The sequence below is a fragment of the Streptomyces griseoluteus genome (assembly GCF_004784465.1).
In the GTDB taxonomy this organism is placed as follows: Bacteria; Actinomycetota; Actinomycetes; order Streptomycetales; family Streptomycetaceae; genus Streptomyces; species Streptomyces griseoluteus.
Genome location: NZ_SRRU01000009.1, coordinates 248,488 through 266,496, shown reverse-complemented (window position 1 = coordinate 266,496; position 18,009 = coordinate 248,488). Strand labels below are relative to the sequence as shown.

Below are 18,009 nucleotides of genomic sequence, written 5' to 3'. Positions count from 1 at the left end.
AGAGGTACGAGGACCGCCGCCAGGCGGGCTCAGGCCGGCGCGAGGGCGGGCAGGAGACGCAGGGCGTTCCCGCGGTTGATGTGACCGCGCTCCTGGTCGCCGAGGGCGGGATCCCTGTCCAGAGCGGGAGTTGTCACCTCGGCGACCACGCGGGTGGGGGTCGGCGGCCAGTCGCTGCCGTAGAGGATGCGGGAGGAACCCGCGGCGGCCAGGAGAGTGGGGGTGGCCGACGGGGACATGGGTGCGGCCGTGTCGTAGTAGAAGCGGTGCAGGTAGTCGCGGACGCGGCCGGGGTCGACGGCGGGGACGAGCTGGCGCCCGAAGACCTCGATCCGGCTCGCGATGTAGGGGAGGTACCCGCCGCCGTGCGGGAGGATGAACGTGAGCCGCGGGAAACGGTCCAGCGTGCCGTTCATGATCAGGCTCAGTGCGGCGCGGGTCGTGTCCATGAGGAAGTCGCACACGAACGGCGGTACACCCTCGGGGGCGCCGGAGATGTTCACCTGCATGGGGTGCGTGCTGATCACAGCGGCGCGTTCGTCGAGCTCCGCCATGATCGGGTCGAGTTCGGGGTCGCCCAGATACGTGCTGCCCGTGCTGGTGCGCGCACTGACGCCCACCGCGCCGAGCTGGTCCATCCCGTGGGTGACGGACCAGCGGGAGAGTTCGGCGTCGTCGAGGAAGACGGGTGCGAAGAAGGCGAAGCGGCCGGGGTGCCGGACGGTCAGGTCGCCGGCGGCGTCGAGGGCGACCCGCGTGCTCTCCTTGCGTGTCGCGGCGTCCTGGAAGCGTCCCAGCATGGCGACGGTGAGGATGCTGGTGCGCGTGCCGGTCCGATCCATCAGGTCCAGGGCGGTGGCCTCGTCCCACCGGGTCCACGGCGGCAGTTTGTCACGGTCCGCGATCCCGTTCGCCTCGGCCCACCGCACCCATTCGGGGGCGGTGTAGTGGTGGTGGACGTCTATTCGTTCGTGCCGGGCGTCGTCGGCGCCCAGTGCGGTGCCCAGGCCTATGTCGCCCGGAGCGTGCAGGTCGGTGGTCTCGGCGGCTTGAGACATGGATGGGCTCCTGGTGGTGGAACGGTTCGAGGGCGTGTGAGACGGGATCAGCGGCTGAGGAGGCCTTGCAGAACGTGCGTCAACTCGTCCTCAGGGTTCGCGGGAAGGCCGCCGGCGCGCCAGGCGACCATTCCGTCGGGGCGCACGAGCACAGCGCCCTGCGGGGTGACGCCGTGCGTGGCGGCCCAGTCCTCGGCACCGGCGTCGAGGGCGGGCGAGGTGTCGAGGTCGAAGTCCGGGCCGGCGCCGGCCCGGTAGGGCACCAGGGGGACGCCGAGCTTGGCCGCCGCGGCGTGGGCGGCCGACGGCCAGGGCCCGTCCGCAAGTCCGCAGAGCAGGACGAAGGACCGCTCGTACAGGTCGATGGTCGACTTGGTGTCCCCGTTGTGCACGACGGTCATGTGCGGGGCGCGGGTGCCGGGGTCGGCCTGGAGGCGGAGCGTTTCCGGGATGGTCGGCGCTTCGGTGTCCGCGCCGGACACGGCCGTGGAGAGGTAGCGGTAGCCGAGGGCCACGGTCATCAGGTCCGTGCTCTGGTTCGCGCCCTGCGCGGCGGCGTAACCGGGGTGCTCCTCGCGTGCCGCCTGCTCGATGGCCCGGGCGATCGTGGCCAGGGCGACCGGGCGCCGTTCGTTCTCGTAGGTGTCCAGCAGGCCCTCTCCCCCCCAGCCGTGCAGTACCGCGGTGAGCTTCCAGGCCAGGTTGTGGGCGTCCTGGATGCCCGTGTTGGATCCGAACGCACCGGTGGGGGGCATCTCATGGGCCGAGTCACCGACGAGGAAGACGCGGCCCTGCCGGTAGCGGTCGGCGACCCGGTCCGCCGCGTGCCACGGGGCACGCCCGGTGACCTCGACGTCCAGGTCCCGTACGCCGGCGGCGGCCCTGATGTGGTCGGCGATGCGCGTGTCGGTGAAGTGCTCGAGCGTCTGGCCGCGCTCGGGGAACCACGGGATGTGGAAGACCCACTTCTCCTCGTTGTCGACGGGCAGCAGGACCCCGTCGCCCTCGGTCCCGTTCAGGTAGCAGACGAGGAAGCGCTGATCGCCCACCACCCCGCTCAGGAGCTTGCTGCGGAAGGTGACGCTGACGTTGTGGAACAGATCGCCCCCTCCGCTCTGCCCAATGCCCAGCCGCTCGCGCACGGGGCTGCGCGGGCCGTCGGCCGCCAGGAGGTAGGCCGTGCGCATCGTGTACGTCCGGCCGCTCTCCCGTTCGCGCAGTTCGCACGTCACGCCGTCCCGGTCCTCGGTGAAGGAGACCAGCTCCGTACCGAAGCGCACGTCCCCGCCCAGTCGACGGGCGTGGTCCAGCAGGACCGGCTCCAGGTCGTTCTGGCTGCACGCGCACCGCAGGGTGGAGCACACGTCCTTCTCGGGGGGCTTCCCGCCGGTGAGCCGGGCCGAGAGCCATCGGCTCTGACCGCCCGACAGTTTGTCCGTCTGCATGATGCCGTGATTGCCGGACAGGTTGGCCGCGGCCTTTCTGATGTCCGGTTCCAGGCCGGCGGTGCGGAACAACTCCATCGTCCGCATGTTGTTCCCCCGGCCCCGGGGGTGCTCGGAAGTGGCGGCCCGGCGTTCGGCGACCATGTGGCTGACGCCCAGTCTTCCAAGAAACACCGACGCGGACAGTCCGACGAGCGAACCGCCCACGATCAGTACCGGCACCATTTCATTTTCGCGCGTGTCCACGGCCCGTCCTCCTTCATCGACGCAGCGGTAGTTCGGGCAGCGATTCGTATGCGTGGCGACCCTGGGTCCGAACCTGTCACAGGCCCCTGGGGTCGGCAATCGAGCCTTCCCCCGGACGGCGCAGTGCTTTTTCCGCTTCCCTGCCGTGCCGACGACACAGGTCCGCGTCAGGGTGAATCGCGTTTTCCGGTTCCGAGTGGCGTCAATGCATTCCAGCGTTGCAGCCGACCCGTGCCACCGTGGGAAGAGAAGAAGGGCCGTCGATGACTCAGATGCAGGAGCAGGAGACCGCGGAAGAGACAGCTCGGGCCGTGGACGCGGCATCCCGTGGTTGCCCGGAATACCGGGCCAACCCGCACCCCCTTTACCAGCACCTGCGGGAGAACGCGCCGGTCTGCCGCATCACCCCGCCGCACGGTGTGGACTCGTACCTGATCACCCGGTTCGAGGACGCGAAGGCCGCCCTGGCCGACCCGAGGATCAGCAAGGACATGTACGCGGCCATCGACGCCTACCGGTCCATCTTCGGCGACTCCTCCATCGCCCTGGACGACAACATGCTGTTCGCCGACCCGCCGAAGCACACGCGGCTGCGCCGGATCGTCAGCAAGGCCTTCGTCCCCCGCCGTATCGAGGCCCTGCGCCCGCGGATCCAGGAGATCACCGACGCGCTGCTCGACAAGTGCTCCACCCCGCAGCCCGTCGATCTCCTGTCGGCCTTCGCCTTCCCGCTGCCCCTCCAGGTGATCTGCGAACTGATCGGCGTCCCCGAGGAGGAGAGGCAGGAGGTCCAGCAGTGGTGCAGCGTCGTCGCGCGGACCGGTTTCAGCAAGAAGGACAAGGACCGGCTGGCCGAGGCGGAGAACACTCTGCGGGAGTACTTCGAGGTCCTGATCGCCCGTAAGCGCAAGGCCCCTGAGGACGACCTGCTCAGCGTCCTCATCCAGACGCGGGACGAACAGGAGTCGCTGACGGACGGTGAGTTGCTGTCCACGCTGTGGGTGCTGCTGTTCGCGGGCCACAAGACGACCGCGTACCTCATCGGCAACGCCGTCTACACCCTGCTCACCCATCCCGAGCAGCTCAGGCAGGTGATCGACTCACCTGACCTCCTCCCGAACGCGATCGAGGAGATCATCCGCTTCGAGGGCTCGGTCGAGAACGCGACCTTCCGCCACGCCCTCGAGGACATCACCATCGCGGGGACGCTCATTCCCAAGGGTTCGCTGGTGCAGATCGCGGTCACCTCGGCCAACCGGGACGCCGCTGCCTTCGAGAGCCCCGACACCTTCGACATCGCCCGGCCGGGTGTGCAGAGCAACCACCTGGGCTTCGGTACGGGGCCGCACTACTGCCTCGGCGCACCGCTGGCGAGGATGGAGATGCAGATCGCCCTGGCCTCGCTCTTCCGTCGCTTCCCGGAACTCTCCCTGGCCCTGCCGGCGGACAAGGCCCAGTGGCTCACCGTCCCCTTCCCCGCGTTCCGGGGCCTGACCGAGCTGCCCGTCGTCCTGGACCCCTCCCAGATGCTGGACGGCGTGGCCGAGATGGTCGACATCGCGTGACATCACGGGCGTAGCCCGCGACCCCGGCGAAGCGCGCCGCTGGTACGACCGGCGCGAAGCCGGGGTCGCGGCGCGTTCGAACGCCGTCCGTCCGCATCGGGCAGGGCCGGCGATGTCGCGGCTCGCGTCGACCGGCGTCCGGGACGCGGCCGCGAGGGACGCGGCGTTCACGTCCAGGCCGACGACGAACCGCATCGCCACCCTCGGTGCTGCAGGCCGGTGTCGCCCACGGGGGTCCTCACCGCGGGCGACAGGTGTGCCGGTGAACCGTCAGCCGTGCAGGGCCTTGCGGAGGGCGGCGCTGGTCCTGGCCACCGCGTCCTTCGCCGAGGGGGTGTCCCGGAGGGCGTTGAGCATCATGAAGTCGTGCACCGTTTCCGGGTAGTCGAGGTGCTCGACCGGGACCCCGGCGGCGCGCAGCTTGGCTGCGTAGGCCAGCGCACCGTCCCGCAGGACGTCGGAGTCGGTGACGACCAGGGCCGGGGGAAGCCCGCGGAGCTGCTGAGTGGTCGCCCTGTTGGGCGAGGCGAGGGGCTGCTCACGGTCGGCCGCGCTGGGGGCGTACTGGTCCCAGAAGTACTTCATGTTGGCCTTGGTGAGCCAGCAGTTCTCCGCGAAGCGCTGGTATGAGGCGGTGTTGAAGTTGGCGTCCGTGACCGGATACAGGAGCACCTGCTCGCGGAACTTCACGCCGCCGCGCTCCTTGGCCATCATGGTCACGGCGGCGGTCATGTCACCTCCGACCGAGTCACCGGCCACGGCCAGCCGCGTACGGTCGATGCCGATCTCCTGGCCGTGCTCGGCCACCCACTTCGAGGCCACGTACGCCTGCTCGATGGCGACGGGGTAGCGCGCCTCGGGAGACGGCGTGTAGTTGACGAAGACGACCGCCGCGTTGGCCCCGTCGGCGAGCTGGCGCACCAGGCGGTCGTGGGTCATCTCGTTGCCCAGCACCCAGCCGCCGCCGTGGATGTAGACGAGGCCCGGCAGGGTTCCCGTGGCGCCCTTGGGGCGCAGGATGGTCAGCGAGACCTCGCCGGTCGGGCCGCCCTTGATCGTCTTCTGTGTGACGTCCGCCGGGAGCTTCTCCACCGGGCCGGCCTGGAGCTTGTTCAGGACGTCACGCGCGGCCTTGGTGCTGAGCGTCGACAGCGGCGGCGGGTTCTGGGCGGCCAGCTCGTTCACGAAACCCTGGGTGATGCGGTCGAGCTTGACGGCTGGGTCGCCGCAGGGCACGTCCTTGCCACCGGCGGGGTCACCCCCCGCTATCGCTTGAAAGGGCAGGTTCGCCTTGGCCTGCGGGAGAGCGGAGTAGCCGGTCAGGGCCACGCCCGTCGCCAGTGCGGTGGCGACCCCGAGGACGATCCTGCGACGCTGTCGCCCGGAAGATGCCTGCATGAGTGTCTCCTTCGGGTGAACTTCGGCCCCCGGGACACACTCATCGAACATTCACCCCGACAGCCACTTCATGACGCCGGGCGAGTGAACGCACACACCTGGTGGGGTGACTACGAGCCAGTCATGGTTTGGCGAGCGCGCTCCTGGGCCCCCTCGACGAGCTCGATGTCGCCACACTCCGCTCCCCCTTCGTCCTGTCCGGCCGGCTCTACCGTTTCGGACTGGGGGGCCGCCAGGTGGTCACGAAGCGCTGGGAGGGTGCCGCCGCCTGCGCGCAAGTCGGCCGCCGCGCGCCGCCCTGAACGAAGGAGCCGAACGCTGTCCGGTCTGCCACCCCAACCCGTGCTCCCCGCACTCACCCTGCTTGAACCCGCTATTTTGAGTGGCCTTGACGGGCTCAAGGACTGCCTGGCCACCCATAGCGGGGATCAGCATCAAGTGGTAACGGTCGACCAACTCCGGCATCTACCCCGAAACATATGCGAACTGGTCGGAAAACCGTGCAGCAGTACCAGCGTCGGCATATCAGGCGCCCCTGCCTCGCGGTAGAAAGCGGACTCCGCAACCGACGTGTCCCCCAGGCCCATGCGGTAGACCGCAGCTAGCCTCAAAGAAGGTGACGGGCCTGGCCGATTACAGTCGCCTGGCCCGCGCTCCGTTCATGGGTGACTCGCAGACCCCATCATCCGGGAGGAACAGCCATGACCACACGTCCACCGGTGCCACCGTTCACACGGGAGACGGCGATCGAGAAGGTCCGGCTGGCAGAAGACGCTTGGAACTCACGCGATCCTGAGAAGGTGTCGCTGGGCTACACGGTGGACTCGCGCTGGCGCAATCGAGCGGAGTTCGTCAACGGACGCGAAGAGATCGTGGCCTTCCTGACCCGCAAGTGGCACCGCGAGCTGGACTATCGACTCATCAAGGAATTGTGGGCGTTCACCGGGAACCGGATCGCCGTGAGGTTCGCCTACGAATGCCACGACGACTCCGGCCAGTGGTACCGCTCGTACGGCAACGAGAATTGGGACTTCGGAGAGGACGGCCTGATGCGGGTCCGCCTCGCCTGTATCAACGATCTCCCGATTGCTGAATCCGACCGCAAGTACCACTGGCCCCTGGGCAGGCGTCCGGAGAACCACCCCGGCCTGAGCGATCTCGGGTTCTGACCATCACGCATCCTCGCCCTCTGCCCACCAGCGGCAGCGCCGGGGTCTTACAGACGGCCGTGACCTGCTGTCACTGACGGCCATCACGCCGACGGCAAGCACACCATCCACACGGCACAGAGCCAAACAGACTGATCCGATGAAGCCGGAGCGGCGCCCGACGCCTCAGCACCAGCCCCTGCTCCGGCACTGCGGACCGCGAGGTGTGGCCGTCGCCCGGGCACGGCCAGCAGACGCCATCCTCCTGCGACGCCGGGACGGATATCAAAGTGCGGCTCGCATGCCTTCGGCGGCACCGCCGCGGAGCACGGCCGCATTGGACGGCCGAACCGGGGAGGGCGTCAATGACCTCGTGCGCGGCGGGTGCGTACTTACCCCCAGGTTGTCTGCGCCCCCCTGGCGCGACGCCGTTGCACGCCCTCCGGCAGTTGTGAGGGAGTCGAGGCACCGGCCCAGTCCAGGCGCTCCGGGCAACCGGAGCGCGTATCCGTCAGCCGACCGACGTCGCCGAACCGTCTCACAGGGGGGAGCTTGTGCTGACGTCATGCCGGGCTTTTCATCCAGGCGATGAGCTGGGCCCACCGGCCGTCCTTGGTGTCCGGCCGGACCTGTGCCGGCCGCGTTGGAGGTGCCGGCTCCTGTGTGCGTGCACTCGTGCGCGCCGCGGGCTCGCACGAGCATCGCTGAAGTGTCGGCACGCCGTCGAGTACTTGCTCCACGTGTCTTCCGCAACCCTCGTAAGTCGCCTTCCGGCACGACCCGCAGACAGCACGTTGGCACATGGTTTCCTCCGTTGACGCCGACCTGATGTACGGCTCATTAATATCAACAGTTTCGTCACAACGGGATTTCACATCTCCCCCACAATGAATCTCCGAATGGACACGGTCTCCACGAATCAAGGGCATCCTTCGGCAACAGGCCCAGCCATGAGCGTGCGTCAGCCCCCGCACGACCAGGGACTTTTGACGCCCTTATCCAACTATGAGGGACAGAAAGGCCTGGGGTGCCGCATGACATATCTCACCCGGCGAGGTCGAACGGTAACGGTGACGGATGTCCCTGAGGTTGCTCGAGGCACCGGCACAGTGGTTCCATCACGCCCGGCCGAGTAATGAAGGGAAGCGTTCCGCATTGACAGGCCGTCACCGCCCCTTTCAGGGATCGTCGGCCTGGTGCGGTGAGGGCATGAAACCGAGAACGGGCAACCGCTCAGGCGAATGAGTGGTGTGCGCCGGTCAGAAGGGAGCAACGTGAGTTGCTCGCACGCCGCAGGCTGCCCCCTTTTCCCCTTGCTCAGATCCAGCTTGCAGGGGTGGCGCGACTACTACTGCGACAGCGAGGATCAGTGGCTCGGTTGCGCGCGCTACGAGATGTCGCTGACCGGGGAGCGTGTGCCGATCAGTCTGCTGCCCAACGGAGCCCGCGCGCGGCACCTCGATGACGCGTCCACCCACACGGGCCGGTCCGGCGTCGCCGGCCAAGAGCCCCGGCAGACCCCACCGGCCCAGCACCATCAATGGGCGTCTGAGGCCGCGTCCTGGTCGCAGCCCGAACCGGCTCGGCCGCCCCAGCCGTCAGGACCTGCGGCGATGCCAGAGACCGGTAGTGGGCTCGGGCCGGCATCCGCGCCGATCTCCGTCTCGGTCCACCGGCCGTCATCCCCTCAGTTTCCCCAGCCCCACGACGGCCCGTCCCGGCTCGCACCGCAAGGGAACCGCCCGAAGCGCGGCCTGTGGGCTCGATTCACCGAATGGATGGGAGGCCCCGCATGAGCGGCTACTGGCCCTGGTGGGCCGGCGCTGCCGGGCTCGCCTTGATCACCATCAACTACGCCCTCACCACGGACCGGTCCTTCGGGGTGTCGTCCGCGTGGGACCGCGTGCTGCACTGGCGCAGGGAGCGACGCCTGGAGGAGATGGACGCGGAGTTCGCCGACGACCGTGCCCTGGCGGAAGCCCTGGCCGCGGCTACGGCGGAGCACTTCGGCACCGGCCCGAGCGCGCCCGCAGTGCCGCCGGGTGCCTACGGGACGCCTCAGCCACTCGCATCGGATGCCGAGCCGACGGTGAGTGAGGACGCCCCGGTCGCCGACCCGGGTCCAGCTCCGTTGGTCACCCAGGCTGCCCTGCTGGTGTCGATCTTCCTCGGCGGGCTGATCGCCGCACTCACCTCGGGCCGGTTCCACCTCCGCTTCGACATGGGACCGGGCTTTCACGACCTGGTCACTGCCGATCCGATCACCATGGTCGTCCTGCTGTTCGTCGGAGGCGTGCTTGTCGGCTTCGGCACTCGGCTGGCCGGCGGATGCAGCTCCGGCCACGGACTCAACGGCTGCGGTCGTCTGCGCCCGGTCAGCCTCGTTGCGACCGCCGTGTTCTTCGGTACCGCCGTCGCGGTGTCGTTCCTGCTGTGGAAGGTGATCTGATGCGTACTCGGGGCGCGATTCTGCTGGCCAACATCATCACCGGCCTGGCTCTCGGCTTCACCGTCTCCAACATCGGCTTCGGCGACTACACCGAGCTGAACCGCATGTTCACCTTCCAGGACCTGCGCATGCTCCTCTCCTTCGCCGGCGCCGTCGTGATCATCGTGTGCGCGTTCGCTCTGCTGCGAATCCGCCGTACCCCTGGGCGCATCCACGCCGGCGTGGTCCCGGGTGCTGTGCTGTTCGGCACGGGCTGGGCGATCTCCGGCGGGTGCCCGGCCATCCCGATCGTCCAAGTCGCCGGCGGATACCTCCCCGCCTTGGTCACCATCGTCGGCGTCACCGTCGGCATCAGGCTGTGCCGCTGGGCCAACGCCCGCTACTTCCACCTGGACCGCGGCTCCTGCGGCCTGTAACCAGGACGCCCGTCAACACTCCCCTGCTGGAGGGTCCGTGGGAGGCGGCGCACCGCGCCCCCTCCCACGGATGCCTCGGCCCGGCCCGAGTCAGCGGATCGCCGATCTGCCGCCGGCCGCACGGCCCATCACGTCCACGCCCGCCCCCGACCATCCCGGCTCGTGGGCCGGGCGGCCGGTGCGGCGCCGAATACCTGGAGGCGCGGGGACTGTTGTGCAGCGGACGGCACGGCTCAATCGTGGGAGTGCTGTTTCTTGCTCTTCCCTCGCCCCTGCTTGTCCCGGCTTTCGTGGTCCTGGTCGTCATCGCGGTTCCGCGGGGGCGGCACGGTGACGGCCGACGTGGCAGAGGATGCGGCCGACGGGGACGGTGTGCGTGTTGCTGGAGCGGAGGTGACCGCTGCCGGGGCGGCCGTTGCCGGGGCGGGCGACGAGGGGGCGTTCTCGCTGGATCGCATCGAGGCTCCCAGTGCTGCTGCGGCGGCGAAGAGCGCCAGGCCGATGCCGCAGAGCGTAGCTTGGGTGGCCAGTCTGCGGCGCCCGCGCGGGCGGGGGTGCGTCGCGCTCTGGGACGGAAGGGACCGCGGGCCGGGAGCGGGAGCCAGGGGCGGCGCAGGCGTGATCGTCGTGCTGCGAGGTGCCGGCCGGGTCGGTGTCCGGTGGGAGCCGGCGAGCCAGTAGGAAGCCTGCTCGGCTGTGGGCCGGTGGGCCGGGTCCTTGGCGAGCAGGAGCAGCACGTAGTCGGAGAGTTGCTGCGGTATCTGGGGGCGCAGCCGGTTGGGCGGTGCTGGAATGCCGTTGACGTGTTGCTGCACCACGGACAGTGAGGTGGCGCCGCGGAACGGGGGTTTGCCGGTGAGGAGTTCGTAGAGCACGCAGCCGAGGGAGTAGACGTCGGAGGCGGGCTGGGCGGGGCGCCCGAGGGCGCGTTCGGGGGCGAGGTAGTCGGCCGTGCCGAGGGTCTTCCCGGTGGCGGTGAGGGCACTGGCCGCTTCGTCGGCGAAGCGGGCGATCCCGAAGTCGGCGATCTTCGCTGTGCCGTGCTTGCTCAGCATCACGTTGGCGGGCTTGATGTCCCGGTGGATCACTGCACGCTGATGCGCCGCGGCCAGACCGGCTGCCACCTGAGCGGCGATTGCCGCCGCGCCCTGCGGGCTCAGCACACCACGCAAGGACCGTTCCTGTGCGAGAGTCCAGCCGTCGACGAGCTCCATGACGAGGTAGAACTGGTCATGGTGCGAGCCGAAGTCGTACATGCCGACGACGTTGGGGTGGTTGAGCCGGCCCGCGGTCTGCGCCTCCAGTCGAAAGCGTTCGGCTTCCGCGGCCGCCTGCGCGAACAGCAGTTTGATGGCCACGGGGCGTTCCAGGAGCTGGTCGGCGGCCCGCCACACCTCCCCCATCGCCCCGCGCCCCAGCCGTTCCTCCAACTGGTAGCGGTTGGCCAGCAGCCCTTGCATACACACCCCGATCACCACAACGTTCGCACTTCCACACCCCCCACGCATAAGGGCCGCAGGTGCCCGGCCGGCCGGTACTGCGGCCGAGCGCGGCGGCCCTCGACGGCACCCCATGCGGGGCAGGCAGACGACGGGGGACGTACCTGCCTGCCCTCGTACGCAGTTGCTCCCTCAAACGGGGAACAGCGAGCGTCACGGACCCTTGGGTCCACTCATACAGCGCCAAGAGCAGCGCTGGTGTCACAGTCCCGCACAGCGGCAGCGTGCCGGACGATTCGGACAAGCGAGAGCAAGGGCAGGCCCGGTTTACAGGGGGAAACCGGGCCTGCCCCTGAGGCGCCCGTATGTCTCCCCCCGGAGGCTGGGCACCCCATGACCCCGCCCAGGGGTCACTTAGATCAGCGTGCGACCCGACAGGAGTGTCACAGGGGGACGGGGATGATCGCGAGACCAGCACCTTCATGAAGATGCACGCCGAAAGTCGTCACACTTTGATCACCTACGACACATGAAGGCCACCGTCGGCAGCCGCAGGGCGGGCAACGATGACCACGGCGCCGGGCCCCCTCCCGGAAGACAGCACGGTAGGGATACCCGATCCGCGTACGGCTACTGCCGGCCCGCTCGCGCAAAAGTCCCGTGCGTCTTGTGCGCCTGTCCCGCTGCTACAGGGGGCGGTGGCCGGCGATGGCGCCGCCCGGGTCGTCCAGCAGGGCGATGCGGGCGGTGATGCGTTTGCCGACCGGTTCCCGCTGTGCTTCGAAGCTCTGGCAGACGGCCATGACGATCTCCAGCCCGTGCTGGCCCACCCGGCCGACGTCCGCGGCGCGGGCGACGGGCAGTACCGGGTCGGAGTCCCACACCGCGACCTCGACCGTGTCACCGGCGATCCGCACATCGAGCAGCACTGGGCCGGGAGCGTACTTGATGGCGTTGGTGACCAGCTCGCTGACCACCAGCTGGGTCAGATCCATGGCCCGCTGCGAGACGGGCAGGCCGTGGTCGGCCTGCACGCGGGCCAGGAAGTCGGCGGCCAGATGACGGGCCTGGGCAATGACCGTGCCGTCCCCGTCCAGGGCCGCGGTGGCGTGCAGGACCCGGTCGCCCGGCGTGGTGCCGTCCTCATCCACAGGCACTGCTTCCATCGTGACCACCTTCAATACCCCGTTCACGTTCGCGCGCTTACCCGCCCCAGCGAGAGTGATACACGATTCCCTTGTGTTGCCTGCGTCTCACCCGGGCATCACCCCGATCCCTACGGGGCAGCGGATTCCGGATGAAGACCTGGCTGTGCCAGGATCACCGACATGGCTGAGGAAGAAGTGGCGGACATCAACAAGGCTGTGCACCCGGAGCAGCTGTCAATCGAGGCCGCCACCACTGACGGCATCCACGTACTGACAGTGGCCGGAGAGATCGACCATCACACAGGTGACACGCTCGCCCACGCCCTGGACCTCGCCGGCACGCCCCGCCCCCGTGTCGTCGTGGACCTGCGCCAAGTGGCCTTCCTGGACTCCACTGGCATCAACATCCTCATCGCCGCCCACCGCGCCCTCACCGAGTCCGGCGGCTGGCTCCGCCTGGCAAGCCCGACAGGCGTGGTGCTGCGCACCCTGCAACTCGTCGGCCTCGACACCCTCATCGACTGCCACGAAACCCTCGATCAAGCGCTGGCCGACTGACCCCTCGCCGGCCGACCAAGACCGAGGGCGCCAGCTAGCACTGGATGGCCGCCCACGAGGCGCGGCTCGATCCCCAGAGGTACCAGACGGCCCTGGACTGCCTGCAGGAGCCGCGGGCCGCCCGGCCATGGGACCTGAAGAGCTCGCTGGAACCCGTTCGACTTCCAGCGTGACCCTTCGCAACGCCGGCGTCAGACGGCAGGCGTCGAACCGCTCCGCAGAAATTTGCAGCCTGACCATGCCGCCTACCGGCCGGCGGACGCCGGGCCGAGGCTGCCAGTGACCGGCTGGAGCGCATGCGGGTAACGGGCGCTGTCGGGAACGGAATTGAAGCCGGGCTGTCCCTGACGACAGGGATCAACGGCGCGGCCTTGTTGCTCGACGTGGTGGCGCGCCGCCCTCACTGGCCAGACCACGCACGCCTGGCGCGGGTGACCGCATGCGGCCCGCCAGCATGAGCGGGGGCGTGTGGCGTCACCCGGAGTTGTACCCCCACCGAGCCTGGCCGTCCCTGCCCATGAAGCACTTCGCCGGCCGCCCGTCGCCGGTCGTCGCGGTGGCGCCGACGGGAGCGCAGTACTGTCCGAACTGAACACCCACCCGGCCGCCGGTGGCGCTGCCGCCGTTCGAACCGCCGGTGCCGCCCGAGGTGCCGGAAGAACCGCCGCTGCCGGAACCCGTGCGGCTGGACGAGCCCCCACCGGTTCCGCCTCCCCCGCTGCCCCCGCCCGAGGTGCCGTAGGACGGCTGAGGACGAGGCTTGGGTTTCGGCTTCGGCTTCGGCTTCGGCACCGGGCTGGGGCTGGGTTCGGTGCAGGAGATGCCGGGACCGCTCAGCCACAGGTCGGGGCGCGTCGTGGTCGAGACCTCGCTGCCCGATTCCGGGTGCTGCCGGCACACCTGCCAGTCGTCCAGGTCCCGCGACCCGCCTTCGTTCAGGCGCTCGCCGGTGTGGGCGTGGAAGGCGTCGACGTCGTCGAGCCCCAGGTCAACGAGAGTGCGCGAGGCGGCGTCGAACCGCTCACCGACCAGGCCGGGCATCAGAATCCGGCGCGAGTCGTGCAGCCATGCCGGGCATGCCTCCCGTTCCGGCACCGCGTAGAGCGTCAGCGGGGAGAGGGACGGCCAGGCCGGCACGTTCGCGGACGGACTCTGGAAGCACACCCGCCAGCCCGGCGCGGTGGGCTTCACCGGCCGGTGGGCGGAGGAGGCGTCGGCGGCCGACACCTTCCTCCACCCGTCGAGACGCGCCTTCGCCACCGCCGAGGCGAGGAACGTCCCCTCGAAGTCGGGCACGTCCGCGGTGCGGTACGTCCGGTCCTGCGCCACGGCCTTCTCCCCGCCCGAGCCCGGGTTCAGTCCGGCGAGGGCGACCACGGCCGCGGCCGCGGCCACGGAGACAGGGTGCCTGCGCACCCACGTGGACAGCCGTCTGCCGCGGCCGGGGCGCAACGGCGAGCCGGGGGGCAGGAGCTGCCCGGCCGTGCCGAGGAGTTCTCCCTTCGGGTCCAGTTTCGAGCCGTGCAGCTTGTGCGGCTTGCCGTCGACCAGGACGTCGACCGAGCCGAACACGCCGTACGCGTGACGCAGGATCAGCAAAGGCGCGGGAATCCGGGCCACCTTCAGCGTCGGCAGACTTCTGACGAGGACGAGGCCGCAGGTGGTAAGCGCGGCGTAGCCCCAGCCGTCGTGGTACAGGGCCTTGACCACTTCGTCGGACATCAGCTCACCGAGGAGCGCCTTCGCACAGTCGTCGGGAAAGGAGATGCTCTCGCCGGCGGCGGCCCTGGCGGTGCGGTGGTCGTTCTTCAGAAGGCGCAGCACGGCGGTTTCGGACATGCACGGGATGTTAGCGGCCGTTGATCCACTACCGAACACCAGTACACAACCTGACCTGCTCCGCACCTTCACCCCGTCTTACCAGGCGCTTTCACCGACGGTGGGAGACGGGCCTCCGTCGGACCGCGCTCCGACCCCACCGCACAGGACGACTGTTTTCAGACAAAGGGTCGCCGACGGCCCCCAGGCCATCCACCCGCCCTCCTACTGCTCGCCTTCGCGCTGTCGGCGGGGCTGTCCGCCCCGGACGTGGTGCGGAGAAAGGCGTAGGTCTTCGCCTCGATGGTGAACGAAGACGCGGCCTTGACGTCCGGCCCGGTGATCACCGAACGCCACGGCTTCGACGGCTTCTTCGCGGTCACGGCGAAGTGGCGCGACGCGAAGTAGCTCTCGCTCGCCGGGTCCGCGAGGTCGGCGAGGTAGTGGCGGTGAGTTTCCTCCGCGGGGTGAGAGCAGGAGCGCTCGCCCCGACCGTCGAGGCGCCCTTGGCATCCGCGGGGTCAGCCTGAGCACTGGGCGCAGCGGTCGCCCCGACTGACGCCACCGCGGCCAGTGGGCTGGGAAGAACGCTCCCGGGTGGCCGCGTAATGATGATGCGTCAGGACGGGCTGTCTGGTTGCTCTGCTGTCTCGTCTGGAGGCGAGGGGGGCGGGGAGGGGGGAAACAAGTGGTCCTCGAACGCATCCAGCGCCAGCATCGTGAGCATGAGCAGAACCGGGACGAGCAGGGCTAACACGGCCATGACGCCTCCCGGTGGGGAAGGACGCGGCGGTTGTCGGTCCGCTTCCACAGTGGGCCGAACAGGGGACCGCCGCATGCCCGAAACGGCAAAATGTAGGCCACTCGGGTGAAATGCGCGGACGGATTCCATGCCTATGACGGTCTGCCGACCGCCGGCCCCTCTCGTCCAGTCGTGTTCACCGCTGCCTGTGTCGGCTGTGGCGTGCGAGGCCACGACGGCGGCTTGTCGCCTTCATGTGCCGGCGTCGCCGTCACTCCCCCGCCATGTGCAGGGCCGCCTCCCGCACGTGCGACCCGATTGACTCCGTCAGCGCCGGTGTGAGCCGTGCAGCACGCGGGAGCCTGCTGCGCCGTCCGCCGGGGATGGACGGAACCTGTGGCTGAAGTCCAGGGCGATGTCCAGAGCGAGGAAGTTCTGTCCGCTGTCCGTCCGGGCGCGCAGCAGGATCCGGTGCTCGGCCACCGGCACCGCTTCGGGGAGCTGAAGGTTCCATGTCTGCCGCCACGGTCCGGCAGCCGGCCTGAGGTCACCCGAGAGCCTCGCGCCAAGGCTCTCGAGCAGGCCGGGCAAGCTGTGGTTTCTCTCGAGCATCTTCACCGGCCCGAACTTCATGATCACGTTGCAGGTGACCCGGGTCAGGTCGACGGGCTCCTTGAGGTGGCCGTTCATCTCCCAGCAGACCTGGTGTCCCAGCCAGGGCAGCGCCGGCGTCAGCGTGACGGTGAGGCGGTCCAGGACGTAGGTGCCGTCGCTCACGTCTTCCACCAGGCGGATGCTCATGTCACTCCTCACCCGTTTGCGGACCGGGAAAGCGCCGGGCACACAGCCGGGGGCGGCGCACTGAGAACCCACGCCGACCGGCGTAAAGCCGCAGGTGGGGCTGGCTGTGAAGGCGCGGGGACGGCCGCGCGGACACCGGATGCCGTGCACCCGGCATGCGGCACCGGCAGGGCCGTGGGGGAGGTGACCGCCACTCACCTGGGTCAAACTGGGACCCCGGCCCGATTCCGGCGGGCCGGGGTCCCAGTAGGTGCTTGGCTATGGCCTAGTACTCGTCGTGGTGACGCTTGACCACCCGGAAGCTGGCCACTACACCGTTGTCGATGTCGATGCCCTCGGTCCAGCCCGGGCGTACGCCGTAGCTGGAGCTGTGCGGGCCGACGGTGGCGATGGGAGCGCCGTTGTCACAGACGACCCCACGGAAGACCTCAACGCCCTTGCGGCTCTCGTTGCGGATGTTCAGAGTCTTCGCGCCCAGGCCGCTGACCACGGTGATGCAGTCACCGGCGTGAGGGGAGTACGACCGCTCGTTGACCTGGATACGACCCTCGTAGCCGCGCTTGCCCTCGTTGTCGTCGTCGTCCCGGTCGTTGTCCTTGCCCTCGTTGCCCTTGCCCTCGTTGCCCTTACTGTTGTTGCCCTCGTCGCCCTTGCTGGTTCCGTTCTGCCCACTGCCGCCGGTTGCGGCGGCGACGACGGCCGGAGCCTCCTGGGGCGCCGAAGCGGAAGCGGTCGAGGCGTACGTGATACCGGTCGCGGCCAAAGCCGCGGCAGCCGACACAGCAGCGGTGATCACGGTCGAACGAAGCTCCATCTCACGATCTCCTGTCGCACAGAGGGGCGCCGGCTCGTCGAACCGGCTCGTGGATGAACTTACCTACGGCCGACATGACCGGCATATCGGAAGTTGGGGGTGCAGCTCCGAACAGGGCATTCTTGAGCGCTTTCCGCGATCTGACGGAACATCAAATCAAATAGCCAAAAAAGTGATTGACATACTATTAAGCTTTCTGGGTGACATTCTGACGCCTCTTCACTCCCGTAATTACGGCGCGTCGCTACGGACCCGCTGAACTGAGCCGTGTTAGAAGCGGGCGGCGCGGAGCCGGCTGCGCGGTACGGCGTCGGGGGCGCGCGGCGGATTTCCCAGCCTGTCACCGCAGTTGACTGAATGCCTGGTCGGCGTCGGCCACGGCCTCGGGGTGGACGTCGTGGGCAGCTCGACCGTCAGCGATCTTCTGCCAGTTGGTACGGGCGAGCACCCGTTGGACCGCGAGTACCTGGGCGGCCCGCAAGCGTGCCTGGATGCCTTCGCCGAGGGCGTCCGCGAGTGCTGCCTCGTCCTCCAGCTGGTACTGCGTGAGCCGGCCCGCCAGGGTCGGTGTGGTGAACACCAACCGATGGAACGCCACCACTTCGGGATGATCGTTCAGGCCGGTGACGGGCTCGTACCGATCGAGGCCGGCCCGGAAGTGCCGGTGCAGCGCCGTCACCGGCTTGATGCCGGACCTGCGGTCACGCACGACGCGTGCCGCCTCGCCCTGGTGGTCCGCAAACCGGTGCAGCACCAGATCTTCCTTGGTGGGGAAGTACCGAAAGAGGGTCGGCTTGGAGATTTCGGCCGCCGCGGCGATGTCGTTGACCGAGACGCGGTCGAAGCCGTGCTCCAGGAACAGCGAGACGGCCGCGTCGCCGATGGCGTCGCGCGTCCGCTCCTTCTTGCGGGCCCGCAGTCCCGTCGACTCGCTCATCTGACCAGCGTAACATTCGTTACCGGG

The 18,009-nt window shown here is 69.0% G+C and carries 14 protein-coding genes; 5 read left to right on the top strand and 9 right to left on the bottom strand.

From position 1 onward, the window contains the following. Nucleotides 1-29: 29 nt before the first annotated feature. Together E5082_RS24610 and E5082_RS24605 are read right to left on the bottom strand one after the other, a co-directional pair. Complete coding sequence (locus tag E5082_RS24610; RefSeq protein ID WP_135793437.1) at nt 30-1,058, bottom strand: amidohydrolase family protein; 1,029 nt, start codon at nt 1,056-1,058, stop codon at nt 30-32. Between the two features lie 47 nt (nt 1,059-1,105). Further along, entirely contained in the window at nt 1,106-2,749 is a 1,644-nt protein-coding gene (locus E5082_RS24605) for an FAD-dependent oxidoreductase (RefSeq protein ID WP_444545211.1), read from the bottom strand. A gap of 263 nt (nt 2,750-3,012) precedes the next feature. Here E5082_RS24605 and E5082_RS24600 point away from each other — a divergent pair, with 263 nt between their 5' ends. Next, a complete protein-coding gene (locus E5082_RS24600) occupies nt 3,013-4,314 on the top strand; it encodes a cytochrome P450 family protein (RefSeq protein ID WP_135793436.1) in 1,302 nt (433 codons plus the stop codon). A 270-nt stretch (nt 4,315-4,584) separates the two neighbouring features. Here the strand turns inward: E5082_RS24600 and E5082_RS24595 are convergent, their stop codons facing one another. Continuing rightward, entirely contained in the window at nt 4,585-5,712 is a 1,128-nt protein-coding gene (locus E5082_RS24595; RefSeq protein WP_135793435.1) for an alpha/beta hydrolase, read from the bottom strand. Nucleotides 5,713-6,413: 701 nt separating this feature from the next. Here E5082_RS24595 and E5082_RS24585 point away from each other — a divergent pair. The 3 genes from E5082_RS24585 to E5082_RS24570 all read left to right on the top strand — a co-directional run bounded on the left by E5082_RS24585 (nt 6,414) and on the right by E5082_RS24570 (nt 9,725). Continuing rightward, entirely contained in the window at nt 6,414-6,881 is a 468-nt protein-coding gene (locus tag E5082_RS24585) for a nuclear transport factor 2 family protein (protein WP_135793434.1), read from the top strand. 1,771 nt (nt 6,882-8,652) lie between these two features. Continuing rightward, nucleotides 8,653-9,309 carry a YeeE/YedE family protein gene (locus E5082_RS24575; protein ID WP_135793432.1) on the top strand — a complete coding sequence of 219 codons (657 nt, stop codon included), beginning with the start codon at nt 8,653-8,655 and terminating at the stop codon, nt 9,307-9,309. Beyond that, on the top strand, nt 9,309-9,725 hold the full coding sequence (locus E5082_RS24570; RefSeq protein WP_135793431.1) for a YeeE/YedE thiosulfate transporter family protein: 417 nt from the start codon (nt 9,309-9,311) through the stop codon (nt 9,723-9,725). Before E5082_RS24575 ends, E5082_RS24570 begins: the two co-directional genes overlap by 1 nt. Nucleotides 9,726-9,958: 233 nt before the next feature. Here the strand turns inward: E5082_RS24570 and E5082_RS24565 are convergent, their stop codons facing one another. Both E5082_RS24565 and E5082_RS24560 read right to left on the bottom strand, forming a co-directional pair. Continuing rightward, the gene (locus tag E5082_RS24565; protein ID WP_229918736.1) at nt 9,959-11,185 is read right to left on the bottom strand and encodes a serine/threonine-protein kinase; all 1,227 of its coding nucleotides are present in this window, start codon (nt 11,183-11,185) and stop codon (nt 9,959-9,961) included. 665 nt (nt 11,186-11,850) lie between these two features. After that, on the bottom strand, nt 11,851-12,330 hold the full coding sequence (locus E5082_RS24560) for an ATP-binding protein (RefSeq protein ID WP_135793429.1): 480 nt from the start codon (nt 12,328-12,330) through the stop codon (nt 11,851-11,853). Nucleotides 12,331-12,492: 162 nt separating this feature from the next. On the opposite strand from E5082_RS24560, the gene E5082_RS24555 reads away from it, so the two are divergent. Continuing rightward, nucleotides 12,493-12,870, top strand: a complete 378-nt coding sequence (locus E5082_RS24555) for an STAS domain-containing protein (RefSeq protein WP_135793428.1) — start codon at nt 12,493-12,495, stop codon at nt 12,868-12,870. A 474-nt stretch (nt 12,871-13,344) separates the two neighbouring features. Here the strand turns inward: E5082_RS24555 and E5082_RS24550 are convergent, their stop codons facing one another. The 4 genes from E5082_RS24550 to E5082_RS24535 form a co-directional block, all read right to left on the bottom strand. Then, nucleotides 13,345-14,709 (bottom strand): PASTA domain-containing protein, encoded by a 1,365-nt coding sequence (locus tag E5082_RS24550; protein ID WP_135793427.1) that lies wholly within the window; start codon nt 14,707-14,709, stop codon nt 13,345-13,347. Between the two features lie 1,048 nt (nt 14,710-15,757). Then, nucleotides 15,758-16,231, bottom strand: coding sequence for a hypothetical protein (locus E5082_RS24545; protein WP_135793426.1), 474 nt, complete (start codon nt 16,229-16,231; stop codon nt 15,758-15,760). 265 nt (nt 16,232-16,496) lie between these two features. Further along, on the bottom strand, nt 16,497-17,045 hold the full coding sequence (locus tag E5082_RS24540; protein ID WP_135793425.1) for a hypothetical protein: 549 nt from the start codon (nt 17,043-17,045) through the stop codon (nt 16,497-16,499). A gap of 340 nt (nt 17,046-17,385) precedes the next feature. Further along, nucleotides 17,386-17,982, bottom strand: a complete 597-nt coding sequence (locus tag E5082_RS24535; protein ID WP_135793424.1) for a TetR/AcrR family transcriptional regulator — start codon at nt 17,980-17,982, stop codon at nt 17,386-17,388. Between the last annotated feature and the right edge of the window lie 27 nt (nt 17,983-18,009).

Excerpts from the sequence above, each read along its gene's own strand:
- E5082_RS24550 (WP_135793427.1), bottom strand. The coding sequence starts at position 14,709 with ATGTCCGAAACCGCCGTGCTGCGCCTTCTGAAGAACGACCACCGCACC.
- E5082_RS24600 (WP_135793436.1), top strand. The coding sequence starts at position 3,013 with ATGACTCAGATGCAGGAGCAGGAGACCGCGGAAGAGACAGCTCGGGCC.
- E5082_RS24565 (WP_229918736.1), bottom strand. The coding sequence starts at position 11,185 with ATGCAAGGGCTGCTGGCCAACCGCTACCAGTTGGAGGAACGGCTGGGG.
- E5082_RS24595 (WP_135793435.1), bottom strand. The coding sequence starts at position 5,712 with ATGCAGGCATCTTCCGGGCGACAGCGTCGCAGGATCGTCCTCGGGGTC.
- E5082_RS24575 (WP_135793432.1), top strand. The coding sequence starts at position 8,653 with ATGAGCGGCTACTGGCCCTGGTGGGCCGGCGCTGCCGGGCTCGCCTTG.
- E5082_RS24610 (WP_135793437.1), bottom strand. The coding sequence starts at position 1,058 with ATGTCTCAAGCCGCCGAGACCACCGACCTGCACGCTCCGGGCGACATA.
- E5082_RS24540 (WP_135793425.1), bottom strand. The coding sequence starts at position 17,045 with ATGGAGCTTCGTTCGACCGTGATCACCGCTGCTGTGTCGGCTGCCGCG.
- E5082_RS24560 (WP_135793429.1), bottom strand. The coding sequence starts at position 12,330 with ATGGAAGCAGTGCCTGTGGATGAGGACGGCACCACGCCGGGCGACCGG.
- E5082_RS24585 (WP_135793434.1), top strand. The coding sequence starts at position 6,414 with ATGACCACACGTCCACCGGTGCCACCGTTCACACGGGAGACGGCGATC.
- E5082_RS24535 (WP_135793424.1), bottom strand. The coding sequence starts at position 17,982 with ATGAGCGAGTCGACGGGACTGCGGGCCCGCAAGAAGGAGCGGACGCGC.
- E5082_RS24555 (WP_135793428.1), top strand. The coding sequence starts at position 12,493 with ATGGCTGAGGAAGAAGTGGCGGACATCAACAAGGCTGTGCACCCGGAG.
- E5082_RS24570 (WP_135793431.1), top strand. The coding sequence starts at position 9,309 with ATGCGTACTCGGGGCGCGATTCTGCTGGCCAACATCATCACCGGCCTG.
- E5082_RS24545 (WP_135793426.1), bottom strand. The coding sequence starts at position 16,231 with ATGAGCATCCGCCTGGTGGAAGACGTGAGCGACGGCACCTACGTCCTG.